The following is a 19,997-nucleotide window of genomic DNA, read 5'->3' as shown; positions in this document are numbered from 1 at the left end:
CTCGAGACCCTTTGCGGATGGATCCCCGAAGGGATCAGATCACTTGATGATCTTGGTGACGCGACCGGCGCCGACCGTACGACCACCCTCACGGATGGCGAACTTCAGGCCCTCCTCCATGGCGATGGGCTGGATGAGCTCCACCGTCATGTCGGTGTTGTCGCCGGGCATGACCATCTCGGTGCCCTCGGGCAGGTGAACGACACCCGTGACGTCCGTCGTACGGAAGTAGAACTGCGGACGGTAGTTGTCGTAGAACGGCGTGTGACGGCCACCCTCGTCCTTCGAGAGGATGTAGACCTGACCCTCGAAGTCCGTGTGCGGGGTGATCGAACCCGGCTTGACGACAACCTGGCCACGCTCGACGTCCTCGCGCTTGACACCGCGAAGGAGCAGACCCACGTTCTCACCGGCGCGACCCTCGTCGAGCAGCTTGCGGAACATCTCGATGCCCGTGACGGTCGTCTTGGTGGCCGGGCCCTCGTGGATGCCGACGATCTCGACGTCCTCGTTGACGTTCAGGACACCGCGCTCGATGCGGCCCGTGACGACGGTTCCACGACCGGTGATCGTGAAGACGTCCTCGACCGGCATGAGGAACGGCTTGTCGATGTCGCGCTCCGGCTCCGGGATGGAGTCGTCGACAGCGTTCATGAGCTCCATGAGCTTGTCGCCCCACTCGGCGTCGCCCTCGAGCGCCTTGAGCGCCGAGACCTGAACGACCGGCAGGTCGTCACCCGGGAAGTCGTAGGAGGACAGCAGTTCGCGGACCTCCATCTCGACGAGCTCCATGATCTCCTCGTCGTCGACCATGTCAGCCTTGTTCAGCGCGACGACGATGTAGGGAACGCCGACCTGGCGGGCCAGGAGGACGTGCTCCTTCGTCTGCGGCATCGGGCCGTCGGTGGCCGCGACCACGAGGATGGCGCCGTCCATCTGAGCAGCACCGGTGATCATGTTCTTCACGTAGTCAGCGTGACCGGGGCAGTCGACGTGAGCGTAGTGACGCTTCTCCGTCTGGTACTCGATGTGCGCGATCGAAATCGTGATACCGCGCTGCTTCTCCTCCGGCGCCTTGTCGATCTCGTCGAACGGCGTGAAGGGGTTGAGTTCCGGGTACTTGTCGTGCAGAACCTTAGAGATTGCTGCCGTCAGCGTCGTCTTGCCGTGGTCGATGTGACCGATGGTGCCGATGTTGACGTGCGGCTTGCTCCGCTCGAACTTCGCCTTCGCCACTTGGGTCCTCCTCAGGACTTGTGTTGGTCAAACGCTTTGTCGCCTTCGGGGTTGAAGGCGCCGGGACGCGTCTGTTGTTTACAGGTTGTGTTACGGGTCTCTAGACGGGACGGACCCGTTCACTCGCCCCGGATCTTCTTGATGATCTCGTCCGCGACGCTCCGGGGAACCTCGGCGTACGAGTCGAACTGCATCGTGTAGTTGGCACGACCCTGCGTCTTGGAACGAAGGTCACCAACGTACCCGAACATCTCCGACAGCGGAACGAGGCCACGAACGACCTTGGCGCCGCTGACGTCCTCCATGGCCTGGATCTGGCCACGGCGGGAGTTGATGTCGCCGATCACGTCGCCCATGTACTCCTCGGGCGTACGAACCTCGACTGCCATCATCGGCTCGAGCAGCACCGGGTCGGCCTTGCGGACGGCCTCCTTCAGTGCCATGGAGCCGGCGATCTTGAACGCCATCTCCGAGGAGTCGACGTCGTGGTAGGCACCGTCGACCAGCGTGGCCTTGAGGCCCACCAGCGGGTAACCGGCGAGGACACCCTGCTGCATGGCGTCCTGGATGCCGTTGTCGACGCTGGGGATGTACTCACGCGGCACGCGACCACCGACGACGGCGTTGACGAACTCGTAGAGCTCGCCCTCGGACGTGTCGAGGGGCTCGAAGGTGATCTGGACCTTCGCGAACTGACCGGAACCACCGGTCTGCTTCTTGTGCGTGTAGTCGTACTTCGCGACGGCCTTGCGGATCGTCTCGCGGTACGCCACCTGCGGGGCGCCGACGTTGGCCTCGACCTTGAACTCGCGCTTCATGCGGTCGACCAGGATGTCGAGGTGGAGCTCGCCCATACCACGGATGATGGTCTGGCCGGTCTCCTCGTCGAGCTCGACCTGGAAGGTCGGGTCTTCTTGAGCCAGCTTCTGGATGGCCGTGGAGAGCTTCTCCTGGTCACCCTTCGTCTTCGGCTCGATGGCGACCGAGATGACCGGCTCCGGGAACGTCATCGACTCGAGGACGATCTGGCTGCTCGGGTCGCTCAGGGTGTCACCCGTCGTCGTCTCCTTGAGACCGATGGCGGCGTAGATGTGACCAGCCTGTGCCTCGTCGACCGGGTTCTCCTTGTTGGCGTGCATCTGGAAGAGCTTTCCGATGCGCTCCTTCTTGCCCTTGGTCGTGTTGACGACCTGCGAGCCGGCGGAGATCTTGCCCGAGTAGACACGGATGAAGGTGAGCGAACCGAAGAACGGGTGCGCAGCGACCTTGAACGCGAGGGCCGAGAAGGGCTCGTCGAGAGCCGGCTTACGCGTGATCTCCTGCTCCTCGTCACCCGGGACGTGGCCGATCATCGGCGGCACGTCGAGCGGGCTCGGGAGGTAGTCGACGACGGCGTCGAGCATCGGCTGGACGCCGCGGTTCTTGAACGCGGAGCCACACAGGACCGGGTAGAGCTCGGAGTTGACCGTGAGCTTGCGGATGCCGGCCTTGATCTCGTCCTCGGTCAGCTCCTCGCCGCTGAGGTACTTCTCCATGAGGTCGTCGTCGGACTCGGCGACACGCTCGACGAGCGCGTTGCGGTACTCCTCGGCCTTGGCCTTGAGGTCGTCCGGGATCTCCTGGATCTCGTACTTGGCACCCATGGTGACGTCACCCTTGGCGTCACCCGGCCACACGAGAGCGCGGTTGTAGATGAGGTCGACGACACCGACGAAGTCGTTCTCGGCACCGATCGGCAGCTGGAGCACGAGCGGCTCCGCACCGAGGCGGTCCTTGATCGTCTGGACGGTGAAGTAGAAGTCAGCGCCCATCTTGTCCATCTTGTTGACGAAGCAGACGCGCGGAACGTCGTACTTGTCAGCCTGGCGCCACACCGTCTCGGACTGGGGCTCGACGCCCTCCTTGCCGTCGAAGACAGCGACGGCACCGTCGAGAACGCGCAGCGAGCGCTCGACCTCGACCGTGAAGTCCACGTGACCCGGGGTGTCGATGATGTTGATCTGGGTACCTTCCCAGAACGACGTCACAGCAGCGGACGTGATCGTGATGCCACGCTCCTTCTCCTGCTCCATCCAGTCGGTCGTCGACGCACCGTCGTGCGTCTCACCGATCTTGTGGTTGACGCCGGTGTAGAAGAGGATGCGCTCGGTCGTCGTCGTCTTGCCGGCGTCGATGTGCGCCATGATGCCGATGTTGCGGACCTTCTTCAGGTCGGTCAGCACGTCCTGTGCCACGGTGTCTCTTCTCGTTCGAAGTTCAGTATCAGTACTGGGTGAGCCGGGATGACGGCCCGATCCATTCTACGAAGAGAACGGACCGCCACCCCAACTCGATCACCAGCGGTAGTGCGCGAAGGCCTTGTTGGACTCGGCCATCTTGTGCGTGTCCTCGCGACGCTTGACAGCGGCACCCAGGCCGTTGCTGGCGTCGAGGATCTCGTTCATCAGGCGCTCCGTCATCGTCTTCTCACGACGCTGACGCGAGTAGCCGACGAGCCAACGCAGCGAGAGCGTCGTGGCGCGGGCCGGCTTGACCTCGATCGGCACCTGGTAGGTCGCACCGCCGACGCGGCGGGACTTGACCTCGAGCGACGGACGGATGTTGTCGAGCGCACGCTTCAGCGTGACGACCGGGTCGGTGCCCGTCTTCTCACGGCAGCCTTCGAGGGCGTCGTACACGATGCGCTCAGCGATGGACTTCTTGCCATCCATGAGGATCTTGTTGACGAGCTGCGTGACGAGCGGCGAACCGTAGACCGGGTCGACGACGAGGGGGCGCTTAGGAGCAGGACCCTTACGAGGCATTACTTCTTCTCCTTCTTCGCGCCGTAGCGGCTACGCGCCTGGTTACGGCCCTTGACACCCTGGGTGTCGAGCGAGCCGCGGATGATCTTGTAGCGCACACCGGGAAGGTCCTTCACACGGCCGCCACGCACGAGCACGATCGAGTGCTCCTGCAGGTTGTGGCCGACGCCCGGGATGTAGGCCGTGACCTCGATACCCGAGGTGAGCTTGACGCGGGCGACCTTGCGCAGAGCCGAGTTCGGCTTCTTCGGGGTCGTGGTGTAGACGCGGGTGCAGACACCGCGTCGCTGTGGGCTGCCCTTAAGAGCCGGAGTTGCGGCCTTGACGGCCTTGTCCTGGCGACCCTTACGGACGAGCTGGTTGATCGTAGGCAACCTGGTTCTCCGAACGTGTCGTTTCTGTTCCGCTCGCCGACCTGGGCCGACGAGCTCCTTGTCATGCCGCGCACCCACGCTCTCGGGCGTGTCCGGCGCGACCCCTCCCCTGCACTTTCGCGCAGACGATCCGCCGGTCCGGCGGACCTTGCCTGACATACGACTGCCCGGCGAGGGTGTGGCAATGGGCAGACTTCCGCCCATGCACCCATTAAGAGTACCGAGTCGGGGTGCACGCGGCCAAATCCGGCCTGGACCGCAACCCGACACGCCGCCTGAGGTGTCGCCACCCTGATCCCTCGACGCTCCTGCGGCGTCGTCGTCGGAGCACCCCCTTCGGAGGGGGTGCGCGTCGTGCGGGTCGACGTCGGGTCGCCGCCTCGACGGTGGCCCCCGGCCCGTGCTGCCGGCCTGCGTCTACGATGTCATTGATCCAGTCTCCGACGACTCAGGGCGAGGGCACGCACTTGCACACCATCTCCATCGTGATTCCGGTCTACCAGGGTGAGACCACGTTGCCCTCGGTGATCGACGAGCTGCTCCCCTACACCGAGCCCAGCCAAACCGCGCGCGGAACCGAGTTCCGGGTGTCGGAAATCCTTCTCGTGCACGACAACGGACCCGACGCGAGCGACGACACCATGCGTGCTCTCGCCGAGGCGCACCCCGTGGTCCGTCCGGTCTGGTTGAGCCGCAACTTCGGACAGCACGCGGCGACGCTGGCGGGTATGGCGTCCACCGGCGGTGACTGGATCGTCACGATGGACGAGGACGGTCAGCACGACCCGAAGTTCATCGCCGACATGCTCGACACCGCTCTCACCCAGCAGGCGAGTCTCGTCTACAGCATGGCGCGCAACCCTCCGCCCCACGGCTTCGTACGCAATCTCGCCTCGGTGGGCGCCAAGCGTGTGCTCAGCTCCGCGTCGGGCCTGAAGAACGCCAAGGACTTCCAGAGCTTCCGCCTCATGCTGGGCTCCATCGGTCGCAGTGTCGCCGCGTACGCGGGTCCGAACATCTACCTCGACGTGGCGCTCGGTTGGGTGACGAAGGACGTCGCCACCTGCCCGATCGATCTGCGCGAGGAGGGCGACCGCCCCTCGGGCTACAACTACAAGAGTCTCTTCGGCCACTTCTGGCGGATGTTCCTCACCAGCGGTACACGCGGCCTGCGTGCCGTCAGCCTCCTCGGCGTGGTCGCCGCGATCGCCGGTCTCGTCCTCACCGTCGTCCTCGTCGTGGCGAAACTCTTCTTCGAGCCCAGCCTGCCCTCGGGGTGGCCGTCTCTCATGGTCGCGCTCCTCATCATCGGCGGCGCGATACTCATCTCGCTCGGCATGATCGCCGAGTACATCGGCGTCAACGTCAACATGGCGATGGGTAAGCCCTTGTACCTCATCGTGCCCGATCCGGCTGCCGGACCCCTCGGCCGCGACCGCGCTCAGAGCGGGCCCCAGGCCGGCGTCGAGCAGCCCGCGCGACGTGATGGCTGATCGTCCGACGCTCGTCGTCGGATCGAGCGGCCTGCTCGGTTCGTCCGTCAGCACGCTGCTCGGTGACCGGGCGTTGCGCGCCCGCGTCCGGTGGAGCACACCGGACGCGCCGGGCGACCTGGCCGCCGCGGCGAACGCTCTTCTCGCGAGTGTCGAAGACGCGCCGTGGCGCGTCATGTGGTGCGCAGGCGCCGGCGTGGTCGGCACGTCCCAGGAGGCGCTCGATCGGGAGGTCGAGGAGTTCGCCGGATTCCTCGAGCACCTCACCGCAGCGGCCGGCGACCAGCGCGGCACCGTGTTTCTGGCCTCGTCGGCCGGCGGCCTGCTCGCCGGTGCCGACGGTCCTCGGCCTTTCACCGAGGCAACCGAACCCGCTCCTCTGGCGCCCTACGGCCACGCCAAGCTCGCCATGGAGCAGGTCGCGACGAGAATCCTCGGTGACGCACATCAGCGCCTCGCCATCGGCCGCATCGCCAACCTCTACGGCCCGGGACAGAACCTGGCCAAGATGCAGGGACTCATCTCCCACCTCGGCCGCACGCTCGTCTCCGGCAGCCCGCTCGGGGTCTACGTGCCGATCGACACGATCCGCGACTACCTCTACGCCGACGACTGCGCCGCCATGGCGCTCGCCTTCGTCGAGACGGCCGAGGAGCGCGACCTCGCGCACACGACGAAGATCCTCGCCAGCGGCAACGGTGTGACGATCGGCGAGCTGATCGGCCTGCTACGTCACCTGACGAAGCGCAAGCCGCACGTCATCTACGCCGCCTCCAAGCTGGCCTCCGCGCAGTCGAGCGACCTGCGACTGCGCTCCATGGTGCTGCCGGAGCTCGACGCGTACGCCACCACTCCCCTGCCCGTCGGCGTCTCGGCGACGGTCGAGGGCATCCTGCGCCAGTTCCGCGAGGGAGAACTCGCGAGCTGACCCAGCACGTGCGAGCCCGACAGGGGTCCTCCCCATACGCACAGCTCAACTGAAACGCCGAAGGCGGCCCCGGTCGAAACCGGGGCCGCCTTCGGCGTTGGTCCTGCGAACGATCAGCTGTCGAAGCCGAGCGAAGCGTCGTCCAGGCGGACGGCCTCACCCGAACCCGGGCCGAAGACCGGGTAGTCGTACGGCTGGTAGTCCGGCAGCGCGTACATCGCGGCCTTCGCCTCTTCCGTCGGCTCGACCTTGACGTTGCGGTAGCGCGTCAGGCCGGTACCGGCCGGGATGAGCTTACCGAGGATGACGTTCTCCTTGAGGCCCAGCAGCGGGTCGCTCTTGGCGTTCATCGCGGCCTCGGTGAGGACGCGCGTCGTCTCCTGGAACGAAGCGGCCGACAGCCACGACTCGGTGGCCAGCGACGCCTTCGTGATACCCATGAGCTCGCTACGACCCGACGCCGGACGTCCGCCCTCGGCGAGAGCCTGACGCGAAGAGTCCTCGAAGCGCGCGCGCTCCGCCAGCTCACCCGGGAGCAGGTCGGTGTCGCCGGCCTCGATGATCGTCACGCGACGCAGCATCTGGCGCACGATGACCTCGATGTGCTTGTCGTGGATTGACACACCCTGCTGGCGGTACACGCCCTGGACCTCGTCGACGAGGTGCTTCTGCACCTCACGCGGGCCGAGGATGCGCAGCACCTGCTTCGGGTCGATCGCACCCTGCACGAGCAGCGTGCCGACCTCGACGCGGTCGCCGTCCGCGACGAGCAGGCGCGCACGCTTGCTCACCGGGTAGGCGTGCGGCTCGGAGCCGTCGTCCGGAACGAGGTGGATTCGACGGGCCTTGTCCGTCTCCTCGATCTCGATCTTTCCGGCGGCCTCGGCGATCGGGGCGACACCCTTCGGCGTACGAGCTTCGAACAGCTCGACGACTCGGGGCAGACCCTGCGTGATGTCGTCACCGGCAGCACCACCGGTGTGGAAGGTACGCATCGTCAGCTGGGTACCGGGCTCACCGATCGACTGGGCCGCGATGATACCGACGGCCTCACCGATGTCGACGAGTTTGCCGGTGGCCAGCGAACGGCCGTAGCACTTCGCACACGTACCGACGCGGGACTCACAGGTGAGGACCGAGCGGACCTTGACCTCTTCGATGCCGGCCTCGATCAGCGCGTCGAGCGCGACGTCACCGAGGTCGTCACCGGCCTGCAGGTACGTCTTGCCGTCGATCTCGATGTCGGTCGCGACGTTACGTGCGTACACGCTCGACTCGACGTCCTCGTGCTCGACGAGCGCGCCGTCGGCGTTGCGCTGCGCGATCGGCAGGACGAGACCGCGCTTCGTGCCACAGTCCTCCTCGCGGATGATGACGTCCTGCGACACGTCGACGAGACGACGCGTGAGGTAACCCGAGTCAGCCGTACGCAGAGCGGTGTCGGCCAGACCCTTACGAGCACCGTGGGTCGAGATGAAGAACTCCAGAACCGACAGGCCCTCACGGAAGTTGGCCTTGATCGGACGCGGGATGATCTCGCCCTTCGGGTTGGCCATGAGGCCACGCATACCCGCGAGCTGACGCAGCTGGAACCAGTTACCTCGGGCACCCGAGTTCACCATGCGGTAAATCGGGTTGTCCTTCGGGAAGTTGTTCTCCATCTGCTTGGAGACCTCGTTGGCCGCCTGCGTCCAGATCTCGATGAGCTCCTGACGGCGCTCGTCGTCCGTGATGAGACCACGGTCGAACTGGAGCTGGACCTTCGCGGCCTTCGCGTCGTAGCCCTCGAGGATCTCGTTCTTGTTCGACGGCATGACGACGTCCGAGATGGCGACGGTCGTACCCGAGCGCGTGGCCCAGTGGAAACCGGTCTCCTTCAGAGCGTCGAGCGACGCCGCGACCTGGACCTTCGAGTAACGCTCCGCAAGGTCGTTGACGATGGCCGAGAGGACCTTCTTGTCAACGGGCTTGTTGATGTACTCGTAGTCCTCGGGCAGCGTGCCGTTGAAGATCGCGCGACCGAGCGTCGTACGGATACGCAGCTCGGAGACGAAACCGTTCTCGTCGGCCTCGACGCCCTCGGGCAGCGAGGTGCCGGCCGTCGGAACGAAGTCGCGAAGGCGAACCGAGATCGGCGTGCCGATCTTGATCTCGCCGGCGTCGAAGGCCATGCGGGCCTCGGCGACGGTCGAGAACGAACGGATGTCCTCGTCCTTGATCTCGTCGGCGTCGAGCACCTCGGAGGTGAGGTGGAACAGGCCGATGATCATGTCCTGCGTCGGCATCGTCACGGGACGACCGTCGGCGGGCTTGAGGATGTTGTTGCTCGAGAGCATGAGGATGCGGGCCTCGGCCTGCGCCTCGGAGCTCAGCGGCACGTGGACGGCCATCTGGTCACCGTCGAAGTCGGCGTTGAAGGCCGAGCAGACGAGCGGGTGGATCTGGACGGCCTTGCCCTCGACGAGCTGGGGCTCGAACGCCTGGATGCCGAGACGGTGCAGCGTCGGTGCACGGTTGAGCAGCACGGGGTGCTCACGGATGACCTCTTCGAGGACGTCCCACACGACCGGGCGAGCACGCTCGACCATGCGCTTGGCCGACTTGATGTTCTGCGCGTGCTCGAGGTCGACCAGACGCTTCATGACGAACGGCTTGAACAGCTCGAGCGCCATCTGCTTGGGCAGACCACACTGGTGCAGCTTCAGGGTCGGGCCGACGACGATGACCGAACGGCCGGAGTAGTCGACGCGCTTACCGAGCAGGTTCTGACGGAAGCGACCCTGCTTGCCCTTGAGCATGTCGGAGAGCGACTTGAGCGGACGGTTGCCCGGACCGGTGACCGGACGACCACGGCGGCCGTTGTCGAACAGCGCGTCGACGGCCTCCTGAAGCATGCGCTTCTCGTTGTTGACGATGATCTCCGGCGCACCGAGGTCGAGCAGTCGCTTGAGTCGGTTGTTGCGGTTGATCACGCGGCGGTACAGGTCGTTGAGGTCGGACGTCGCGAAACGGCCACCGTCGAGCTGAACCATCGGGCGCAGGTCCGGCGGGATGACCGGAACGCAGTTGAGAACCATGCCGGCAGGCTTGTTCTCGGTCTGCTGGAAGGCCGTGACGACGCGCAGGCGCTTGAGCGCACGCGTCTTCTTCTGGCCCTTGCCCGTGGCGATGATCTCGCGCAGCAGTTCGGCCTCGGCGTCGAGGTCGAAGTTCTCGAGGCGCTTCTGCAGTGCAGCGGCGCCCATGCCGCCCTCGAAGTACAGACCGAAACGGTCGCGCATCTCGCGGTAGAGGACCTCGTCGCCCTCGAGGTCTTGGACCTTGAGGTTCTTGAAGCGGTCCCAGACCTGCTCGAGGCGCTCGATCTGCTGGTCCGCACGCTTGCGGATCTGCGTCATCTCGCGCTCGGCGGACTCGCGCACCTTGCGGCGGGCGTCAGCCTTGGCGCCCTCCTTCTCGAGTTCCGCGAGGTCGGACTCGAGCTTGGACGAACGCGTGTTGATGTCGCCGTCGCGACGGTTCTCGAGTTCCTTCTTCTCGACCTCGATCTGGTTCTCGAGCGACGGCAGGTCGGCGTGACGCTGCTCCTCGTCGACCGAGGTGATCATGTAGGCCGCGAAGTAGATGACCTTCTCGAGGTCCTTCGGGGCGAGGTCGAGCAGGTAGCCCAGGCGGCTCGGGACACCCTTGAAGTACCAGATGTGCGTCACCGGAGCGGCGAGCTCGATGTGACCCATGCGCTCACGGCGAACCGCGGAACGGGTGACCTCGACGCCACAGCGCTCACAGATGATGCCCTTGAAGCGGACACGCTTGTACTTACCGCAGTAGCACTCCCAGTCGCGAGTCGGGCCGAAGATCTTCTCGCAGAAGAGGCCGTCCTTCTCGGGCTTGAGGGTGCGGTAGTTGATGGTTTCGGGCTTCTTGACCTCGCCGTGCGACCACGTGCGGATGTCGTCCGCGGTCGCGAGGCCGATACGAAGCTCATCGAAGAAGTTGACGTCCAGCACTGTGCTGATTCCTTCTCTCGCCTAAATCTGAAAAGTCTGATCGTTGCTGTTGTGGTTGTCCGCACGCCGATAGGCGCGGGACCTAACGTCTGCCGGGGACCGGGGCGCGCTCGTCACGCTCGGCACGAGCGCGCCCCGGTCTGGCCGTGATCAGACTTCCTCGACGCTGCTCGGCTCGCGGCGCGACAGGTCGATACCCAGCTCCTCGGCAGCGCGGAAGACTTCCTGCTCCGAGTCGCGAAGGTCGATCGCCGTGCCGTCGCTGCTGAGGACCTCAACGTTGAGGCAGAGCGACTGCATTTCCTTGATGAGAACCTTGAACGATTCCGGAATGCCGGGCTCGGGGATGTTCTCGCCCTTGACGATGGCCTCGTACACCTTGACGCGGCCGCTGACGTCGTCCGACTTGATGGTGAGCAGCTCCTGCAGCGCGTAGGCGGCGCCGTACGCCTCCAGGGCCCACACCTCCATCTCGCCGAATCGCTGACCACCGAACTGCGCCTTACCGCCGAGCGGCTGCTGGGTGATCATCGAGTACGGACCGGTCGAACGGGCGTGGATCTTCTCGTCCACCAGGTGGTGGAGCTTGAGGATGTACATGTAGCCCACCGACACCGGGTCCGGGAACGGCTCGCCGGAACGACCGTCGAACAGCTGCGCCTTGCCGGAGTTGTCGATGAGACGCACGCCGTCACGGGTCTTGTTCGTCGAGTCGAGCAGACCGCGGATCTCGGCCTCTCGCGCACCGTCGAACACCGGGGTCGCGATACGCGTGTTGGCGTCGGCCTGACGCGCGTCCTCGGGGATCTTGGCGGCCCACTCCGGGGTGCCCTCGATGTCCCAACCACGCGATGCGGCCCAGCCCATGTGCAGCTCGAGGACCTGACCCGGGTTCATTCGGGACGGAACACCGAGCGGGTTGAGCACGACGTCGACCGGCGTGCCGTCCTCAAGGAACGGCATGTCCTCGACCGGCAGGATCTTCGAGATGACGCCCTTGTTGCCGTGACGGCCGGCGAGCTTGTCACCGTCGGTGATCTTGCGCTTGTTCGCGACGTACACACGCACGAGCTGGTTGACGCCCGGGGGAAGCTCGTCGCCCTCCTCGCGGTCGAAGACCTTGACGCCGATGACCGTGCCGGTCTCGCCGTGCGGGACCTTCATGGACGTGTCACGGACCTCGCGGGCCTTCTCACCGAAGATGGCGCGCAGGAGGCGCTCCTCCGGCGTCAGCTCGGTCTCACCCTTGGGCGTGACCTTGCCGACGAGCAGGTCGCCGTCGCGGACCTCGGCGCCGATGCGGATGATGCCGCGCTCGTCGAGGTCGGCGAGGACCTCCTCGGAGACGTTCGGGATGTCCCGCGTGATCTCCTCCGGGCCGAGCTTCGTGTCACGAGCGTCGATCTCGTGCTCCTCGATGTGGATCGAGGAGAGAGTGTCGTCCTGGACGAGACGCTGGCTGAGGATGATGGCGTCCTCGTAGTTGTAGCCCTCCCACGGCATGAACGCCACGAGCAGGTTCTTACCGAGCGACATCTCGCCACCGTCGGTCGCGGGACCATCGGCGATGACAGCGCCTTCCTCCAGACGCTCACCCTCGGTGACCACGACACGCTGGTTGTAGCAGGTGCCCTGGTTCGAACGCGTGAACTTCGCGATGCGGTAGGTGCTGTACGTGGCGTCGTCGTTGGCGACGGTCACGAGGTCGGCGGAGACCTCCTGCACGATACCGGCCTTCGTCGCACGCACGACGTCACCCGAGTCGAGTGCCGCGCGGTACTCGATGCCGGTACCCACGAGCGGGGCCTCCGAGCGCACGAGCGGCACGGCCTGACGCTGCATGTTGGCACCCATGAGGGCGCGGTTGGCGTCGTCGTGCTCGAGGAACGGGATGAGCGCGGTGGCGGCCGAGACCATCTGACGTGCGGACACGTCCATGAAGTCGACCTCGTCGCGCGCGACGTCGCTCGCCTCGCCGCCCTTGGTGCGGGCCATGACGCGATCCTCGACGAACTCGTTGTCCTGCGTCAGCGGGGCGTTGGCCTGCGCGATGACGTAGGTGTCCTCCTCGTCGGCGGACAGGTAGACGACCTCGTCGGAGACCTTGCCGTTCTCGACCTTGCGGTACGGGGTCTCGACAAATCCGAACGGGTTGATGCGACCGTACGACGCGAGCGAACCGATGAGGCCGATGTTCGGGCCTTCCGGCGTCTCGATCGGGCACATGCGGCCGTAGTGCGACGGGTGGACGTCACGGACCTCCATGCCGGCGCGGTCACGGGAGAGACCACCCGGGCCCAGCGCGGAGAGACGACGCTTGTGCGTCAGACCGGCGAGCGGGTTGTTCTGGTCCATGAACTGCGACAGCTGCGAGGTGCCGAAGAACTCCTTGATCGACGCCACGACCGGGCGGATGTTGATCAGGGTCTGCGGCGTGATGGCCTCGACGTCCTGCGTCGTCATGCGCTCACGAACCACGCGCTCCATACGGGAAAGACCCGTGCGGACCTGGTTCTGGATGAGCTCACCGACGTTGCGGAGGCGACGGTTGCCGAAGTGGTCGATGTCGTCGACCTCGACACGCACGTCGACGTCCTCGCCGTGACGCTTGCCCTTCATCGTGTCCTCGCCGGCGTGCAGCGCGACGATGTACTTGATGGTGGCCACGACGTCGTCGACCGACAGCGTCGAGTCCTCGAGGCCGCCGTCGACACCGAGCTTCTTGTTGACCTTGTAGCGGCCGACCTTCGCGAGGTCGTAACGCTTGCCGTTGAAGTACAGGTTGTCGAGCAGCTGCTGAGCGGCCTCACGCGTCGGCGGTTCGCCCGGACGCAGCTTGCGGTAGATCTCGAGCAGCGCGGCGTCCTGGTCGGCCGTGTGGTCCTTCTCCAGGGTGGCGCGCATCGACTCGTACTGGCCGAACTCCTCGAGGATCTGAGCCTCGGTCCAACCGAGGGCCTTGAGCAGGACGGTGACGGACTGCTTGCGCTTGCGGTCGACGCGAACGCCGACCATGTCGCGCTTGTCGACCTCGAACTCGAGCCAGGCACCGCGGCTCGGGATGACCTTCGCCGTGTAGATCTCCTTGTCGGAGGTCTTGTCGATGCTGCGCTCGAAGTACACGCCGGGGCTGCGCACGAGCTGCGAGACGACGACACGCTCGGTGCCGTTGATGACGAAGGTGCCGCGGTCGGTCATGAGCGGGAAGTCACCCATGAAGACCGTCTGGCTCTTGATCTCGCCGGTCTCGGCGTTCATGAACTCGGCGGTGACGAAGAGGGGAGCCGCGTACGTCATGTCGCGCTCCTTGCACTCGTCGATCGAGTACTTGACGTCCTCGAAGCGGTGGTCGCGGAAGCTCAGCGACATGGAGCCGGAGAAGTCTTCGATCGGGGAGATCTCCTCGAAGATCTCCTCGAGACCGGAGCGCTCGGGGACGTCGACACGGCCCTCGGCCTTGGCGGCGGCCACGCGGGCCTGCCACTTCTCGTTGCCGAGGAGCCAGTCGAAGCTCTCGGTCTGCAACGCGAGCAGATCCGGGATTTCGAGGGGCTCACGAATTTTGGCGAAGGTGAGACGGCCGGAGGCAGTCTTCGCCGAGGACAGAGTCTGGGTCGCGGTGCGCGAGGCAGCCAAGGAGTGTTCCTTCCACAGGCCTAACAGAGCGGCTAATACGTGCCCTCAGCCCCGGACGGAACCCGAACCCCAACGCACTCGAGCGCGAGGATCGAACCCACCCGTCGTGGTGACCGGGACGCGACGCGGCCGCAGCCGGTCGAACAGTCGATCTCGTCGTCGTGCTTCGTTGGTTTTCGAGGGTGCCCAGAGACAAGGCAGCGCAAAATAGCAGAATAGTCCCCCGGCCGGGGACATGCAAGTTCGACGTCGTCGAGCGTTCGCTTCGTGCGTCGCGCTCCACCTGAGTCGATATGGAACGAGCCTCTCCCCCGAGGCTCGTATTGAGTCACATGAGGATGGCTCAGCCGGGCTCGCCAGTCAAGCACCCACACCGCGCCGCGCCCGAGCGACCGGCAATACCCCCGTGATGACACCCCATCCGGGTGATTCGCGGCAGGTCGCCGAGCGGGCGCCCGAGGCTCCGGCTAGCCCGCCAGAACCCCGAACCGCCCACTCAGCCTGGACCACGGACCGACAGCGGCGACGCGCCCGTCCACGAGCACGACGACGCGGTCGGCCCGGGCCAGTGCGGCCCGCTTCGAACTCGCCCCGATGACGGTGGAGCCTCGCTCGCGCAGCGCGTTCCACAACTCCAGCTCGGTGGTGGCGTCGAGGGCGCTCGAGACGTCGTCGGCGACGATGAGTTCGGCGTTGGTGGCGAGTGCGCGCGCCAGGGCGAGACGTTGCACCTGCCCGCCCGACAGCCGCAGGCCGCGGTGACCGACCAGCGCATCGACACCCCCGGCCCGCTCGATGTCGGGCACGAGACGGGCATCGGCGACGGCCTCGTCGTACCGTCGCGGCAGACCGAGACGGATGTTGTCACCGAAGGTGCCCGACAGAACGCGGGGCGTCTGGGACACGTACGCCACCTGGCCCGGCCGCAGGAAGCTCTCCTCGTCCTCGACGACCTTCCCGTTCCACCGCAGTTCGCCGGTGTGGCGCACGAGCCCGGCGAGCGCGCCGAGCAGGCTCGACTTGCCTGAACCCACCTGACCGAGGACGAGGACGAGTTCGCCCGCCTCCACGGTGAGCGAGACGTCCTCGACGCCCAGCGTGCCGTCGTCGTGCACGGCCGAGAGGTGCTCGAGGCGCAGGCTCTCGAGCGGTTCCCCCGGCTCCTCTTGGGGCGCCGGGGCCCGGCCCGCCGCGAGGTCGACGTCCTTCGGCAGCGACGTGATGTCACGACCACCCGCGTAGGCCACCGTGGCCTGCTGCCACGCCCGGGTGCCGGGAGCCTCCGTGACCACGGCGCTGGCCACCTGGCCGAACCACTCGAACCCCATCGCCGCGTTCGCGACGAGGAGGCCCGTCGCGAGGCTCCACACGTCCCAGACGACACCGGCCCAGGCGATGACGACACCGGCTTCGATCGCGACGAGCGGAACGCCCTGGAGCACGGCGGCGATGCGGTGTTCACGCACGGCGGCGTCGACGCGGCCCGCGTCCACCTGGCGCAGGTGCTCGCGCGCCTCCCGCAGACGCCCCGCCAGCTTGACGGTGCGCGCCGACTCGACGACGGAGACCAGCGCCCGGCCGAAGCGGGCACGGCTCTTCGACGCCGCGGCGGCTGAACTTCCCGCGAGGGGACGCCCGAGGGCCGAAGCCGCAGCGGAGACGAGCATGATGGCGGCGAGCACAGCGCCGGTGAGCGGTGTGCCGGACACGAGCGACGTCACCGCGACGATGGCCAGACCGTTGAGGAAGTCGACCCAGCGGTCGGCGTATTTCACGAAGCGGTCGGCGTCCATCGCTCGGGCCACGACCTCGCCGGGCGGGGTGGCCTCCAGCCGCGACGTTGCCGTCTGACCGAGCAGCACGTTGAGTCGCACTCGAAGGAGCACCTCGATCCACCACCGGGGGTAGCGCGAAACGGCCCACGCGAGGATGCCCGGCCCGAGCAGCACCGCGACGAGGGAGGCGACGAGCCAGGGGCGCCACTCAGCATCCGCGACGAGGGCCTCGACCGTCGTTCCCCACACCCAACCGGTGATGGCTCCCACCGAACCGACGAGGGAGAAGGCGAGGAAGCCCAGCCCCGGGATGGCGCCCCACAGGGGCTTGACCAGGAGCGCGTCACGGATACCCCGCCACAGCGGAGGGGCGGGGTCGACCTTGCGAGCGGCAGGCACGTCAGTGCGCCGACGAGCTCGCAGAACGGGTTGATCGTCCGGCGCCGACGGCGCGTCAGGCGTATCGGCCTCGGGTACCGAAGCGTCGGCTGCCTCCGCAGCCTCAAGGAGGCGGCTGAAGTGGCCCGGTGCCTGCGACAGCTCGTCGTGCGTGCCGAACTGCGCCACGCGGCCGCGATCGAGCACCGCGACGAAGTCAGCGCGTTCGATGGTCGAGAGGCGGTGGGCGATGATGACCCCGGTGCGGTTCTTGAGCAGCCGCTCCGACGCCGCGACCACGCGCGCCTCCGTCACCGGATCCATCCGCGCCGTGGCCTCGTCGAGGATGACGACCTCGACGTCGCGTGCGAGCAGACGGGCGAAGGCGACGAGTTGCGCCTCCCCCGCCGAGAGCGTGATGCCTCCCGGGCCGAGCAGGGTGTCGACGCCGTTCGGCAGTCCCTCGACCCAGTCGCTCAATCCGAGCTCGGCCATGATCGCCGTCACCCGGGCATTGTCCGCCTCGCCGAAGAGCGTGACGTTCTCGGCCAGCGTGCCCGCGAGGATGTCGGTCTTCTGGGTCACCGTCCCCACAGCGGCGCGCAGGGCGTCGACGTCGAGCTCGAGCACATCACGTCCGCCGACGAACACCTGGCTCGCAGGCGGCTCGACGGCCCTGGAGACGAGGCTCGCGAGCGTCGACTTGCCGGAACCCGTGCGCCCGACGAGCGCGAGCGTCGCACCGGCGGGAAGCCGCAGGTCGACGTTCTCGAGGACGACGTCGTCCCCCGTGTAGGAGAACGTGAGGTCGCGGAACTCGAGACTGAGATCGCCGTCGGGGACCGGATCGCCCTCGACGCGCTCGGGCTCGACCGCCATGAGCTGACGCAGTCGGGTGATGGCGCCGAGGCCGGCCTGCAGGTCGGGAAGCTGCTCGGCGAGGCGCCCGACCCGCCCGACGAAGGTGCTCGTCACGAGCACGAGCGTCACAACCTGCGAGACCGCGAGGTCACCGCGCGAGGCGAGAACGACACTGACCGCCATCGCCACGGCGAGCAGGAGATGCAGCGTCAGCCCGGAGCGAAGGATGACGCCGACTTCGAGGCGCAGCACGTCCTGGAAACGACGGTGCACCACCGACGACAGGCGCACGATGTTGGCGAGGACGAAGCCCTGGCCGAGGTTGGTGCGGATGTCGTCACGCGCGGCCACGCCCTCTTCGAACGCAGCGGCGTGCTCTGTCCACTGGGCTTCCTCGATGACCTTCCGCTCGGCGATCTTGCCCAGCAGGGGCTTGATGAGCCAGAAGGCCCCCGCGGCGAAGAGCGGGAACATCACCCACGCGGGAGTCCAGGACACGCCCGCCACGACCCACATGGGCACGAGCGCGAAGACGGTGTTGAGCACCATCCACAGCTGCATGCGCACGAGGTTGTTCACCTCGTGGGTGTCGTCGTCGACGCGGTCGAGCACCTCTCCCACGGCCTGCTCCGACAGCGCCGCGAGGGGCTGGTGGAGCACGGCGTCGACGAGGTCCTGGCGCAGCGCGCCGGCAGCCCGGTCGACGACGGTGGCCCACACGTATCGACCCACCGTGTTGAGCACGGCGCTGCCGAGCAGGAGCACGGCCAGCCACGCGACGAGCCCGCCCTCGGGATGTTCCGCGAGCCGCCCTGCGAGGAGCGCCGCGATCGAGGGACCCACCGACGAGACGGCCAGCGCAACGAGCGCGATCACAGCGGCGGGGCCACGCAGGCGTCGCCAGTCGACAGGAGCCCGATGGGCTTCGGAAGCCGATCGGGTGGGGGCGGACGCTGACTGCTGACTCATGGCCCGGAACACACTAGAGGCAGCCGGTGACGACCGCACACGAATATTGCCCCGACACAAACGACCATCGGGCCGCACCCGCAGGTGCGACCCGATGGTCGAAGTTCACGATCCCAGGCGAGCCTGGGACGAGATCACTTGAGCTCGACGGTGGCGCCGGCGCCCTCGAGGGACTCCTTGGCCTTGTCCGCGGTCTCCTTGTTGACACCCTCGAGAACGGGCTTCGGAGCACCGTCAACGAGGTCCTTGGCCTCCTTCAGACCGAGGGACGTCAGGGCGCGGACCTCCTTGATGACCTGGATCTTCTTGTCACCGGCAGCGGCCAGGATGACGTCGAACTCGTCCTTCTCCTCGGCAGCGGCAGCGTCGCCACCGGCAGCCGGAGCGGCACCGGCAACTGCAACCGGGGCAGCAGCGGTGACGTTGAACGTGTCCTCGAAGAGCGTCACGAACTCGGAGAGCTCGATGAGCGTCATTTCCTTGAAAGCCTCAAGGAGCTCGTCGTTGGAGAGCTTCGCCATGATGGGCGTCCTTTCTGTTCTTGTCGGATCGCAGATGTTCTCTGGCGATCCGTGCCGTGAGTGGCGTTGTGTTGGGTGCGACCTGCTCGACGGGTGTCGAGATCAGGCCTCGTCGCCACCCTCGGCGACGTCTGCGGTGGCCTCTTCGGCAGCCGGAGCTGCGTCGGAAACCGGGCCCTCGGTCTCGACCTTCGCGCGCAGGGCCTCGATTGCACGAGCGCTCTGCGACAGCGGGGCCGCGAAGAGGTAAACCGCCTGGCTGAGCGAGGCCTGGAAGCCCCCGGCCAGCTTGGCGAGCAGGGTCTCACGGGACTCGAGGTCCGCAAGCTTGTTGATCTCCTCGGCCGACATGGCCTTGCCGTCAAGGACGCCGCCCTTGATGACGAGGAGAGGGTTGGCCTTGGCGAAGTCACGCAGCTTCTTCGCCGTCTCCACCGGGTCACCGGTGACGAAGGCGATAGCGGACGGGCCCTGGAGCTGGCCGTCGAAGGCCGTGACTCCGGCCTCGGCAGCCGCACGAGCGGTCAGCGTGTTCTTCACCACGGAGTAAGTGGCGTGCTCACGAATGGAGTTACGCAGATCGGTGATCTGCGCCACGGTCAGGCCGCGGTACTCCGTCAGCACGGCAGCATCCGAGTTGCGGAAGTTGTCCGCGAGCTCGGCAATGGCTGCATCCTTTGCGGCAGTAGCCATGCGTGCCTCCTTCGGTGGTGAATGCCAGTCGTGAGGGCGCACATGAAAAAGAGCCTCAGGCGCAGGCGCGCTGAGGCTCGTATGTCACCGACGATCACACTCGAAGAGGCGATCACGATGGACGGCTTAGCTCACCTGCGCGGGCTGCTCACTTCCGTGAGGCCTTCGGTCGTGCGCCGCTTCGAGAAGCAACTCATGACAACCGGCGGTCATTGGTACGCAAGAGACTACCGGGCGCGGTGCCAGCGACCAAATCGAGGGCGCCGTCTTGCCCGGACGGCACGGACGTCGTCGACAGCACACCTGCTGTTCATCCACC

The 19,997-nt window shown here is 66.5% G+C and carries 11 protein-coding genes; 2 read left to right on the top strand and 9 right to left on the bottom strand.

The window, feature by feature from the left end:
• Positions 1–39 precede the first annotated feature (39 nt).
• From tuf to rpsL, 4 genes are all read right to left on the bottom strand, one after another.
• Positions 40–1,236 (bottom strand): elongation factor Tu, encoded by a 1,197-nt coding sequence (tuf, locus tag EVU97_RS05970; protein WP_047310397.1) that lies wholly within the window; start codon positions 1,234–1,236, stop codon positions 40–42.
• A 119-nt stretch (positions 1,237–1,355) separates the two neighbouring features.
• The gene (gene fusA / locus EVU97_RS05965; RefSeq protein WP_047310398.1) at positions 1,356–3,470 is read right to left on the bottom strand and encodes an elongation factor G; all 2,115 of its coding nucleotides are present in this window, start codon (positions 3,468–3,470) and stop codon (positions 1,356–1,358) included.
• A gap of 99 nt (positions 3,471–3,569) precedes the next feature.
• Positions 3,570–4,040, bottom strand: a complete 471-nt coding sequence (gene rpsG / locus EVU97_RS05960; protein WP_047310399.1) for a 30S ribosomal protein S7 — start codon at positions 4,038–4,040, stop codon at positions 3,570–3,572.
• On the bottom strand, positions 4,040–4,414 hold the full coding sequence (rpsL, locus tag EVU97_RS05955; protein ID WP_047310400.1) for a 30S ribosomal protein S12: 375 nt from the start codon (positions 4,412–4,414) through the stop codon (positions 4,040–4,042). The genes rpsG and rpsL overlap by 1 nt, the downstream gene beginning before the upstream one ends.
• Before the next feature lie 467 nt (positions 4,415–4,881).
• On the opposite strand from rpsL, the gene EVU97_RS05950 reads away from it, so the two are divergent.
• Positions 4,882–5,907 carry a glycosyltransferase gene (locus tag EVU97_RS05950; RefSeq protein WP_240730143.1) on the top strand — a complete coding sequence of 342 codons (1,026 nt, stop codon included), beginning with the start codon at positions 4,882–4,884 and terminating at the stop codon, positions 5,905–5,907.
• On the top strand, positions 5,900–6,835 hold the full coding sequence (locus EVU97_RS05945; protein WP_047310401.1) for an NAD-dependent epimerase/dehydratase family protein: 936 nt from the start codon (positions 5,900–5,902) through the stop codon (positions 6,833–6,835). The genes EVU97_RS05950 and EVU97_RS05945 overlap by 8 nt, the downstream gene beginning before the upstream one ends.
• 113 nt (positions 6,836–6,948) lie before the next feature.
• Here the strand turns inward: EVU97_RS05945 and EVU97_RS05940 are convergent, their stop codons facing one another.
• The 5 genes from EVU97_RS05940 to rplJ all read right to left on the bottom strand — a co-directional run bounded on the left by EVU97_RS05940 (position 6,949) and on the right by rplJ (position 19,678).
• The gene (locus EVU97_RS05940) at positions 6,949–10,845 is read right to left on the bottom strand and encodes a DNA-directed RNA polymerase subunit beta' (protein WP_129664290.1); all 3,897 of its coding nucleotides are present in this window, start codon (positions 10,843–10,845) and stop codon (positions 6,949–6,951) included.
• 150 nt (positions 10,846–10,995) lie between these two features.
• The gene (rpoB, locus tag EVU97_RS05935) at positions 10,996–14,481 is read right to left on the bottom strand and encodes a DNA-directed RNA polymerase subunit beta (RefSeq protein ID WP_129664288.1); all 3,486 of its coding nucleotides are present in this window, start codon (positions 14,479–14,481) and stop codon (positions 10,996–10,998) included.
• 467 nt (positions 14,482–14,948) lie between these two features.
• Positions 14,949–18,464 carry an ABC transporter ATP-binding protein gene (locus EVU97_RS05930; RefSeq protein ID WP_129664286.1) on the bottom strand — a complete coding sequence of 1,172 codons (3,516 nt, stop codon included), beginning with the start codon at positions 18,462–18,464 and terminating at the stop codon, positions 14,949–14,951.
• 134 nt (positions 18,465–18,598) lie between these two features.
• Positions 18,599–18,985 (bottom strand): 50S ribosomal protein L7/L12, encoded by a 387-nt coding sequence (gene rplL, locus EVU97_RS05925; RefSeq protein WP_129664284.1) that lies wholly within the window; start codon positions 18,983–18,985, stop codon positions 18,599–18,601.
• Between the two features lie 102 nt (positions 18,986–19,087).
• Positions 19,088–19,678, bottom strand: coding sequence for a 50S ribosomal protein L10 (gene rplJ / locus EVU97_RS05920; protein ID WP_047310406.1), 591 nt, complete (start codon positions 19,676–19,678; stop codon positions 19,088–19,090).
• Positions 19,679–19,997 lie beyond the last annotated feature (319 nt).

This window comes from Dermacoccus sp. 147Ba, from assembly GCF_004151355.1.
Lineage (GTDB): Bacteria > Actinomycetota > Actinomycetes > Actinomycetales > Dermatophilaceae > Dermacoccus > Dermacoccus abyssi.
Note: the sequence above shows the minus strand (reverse complement) of the source record. Positions and strands in the feature narration are given on the sequence as shown.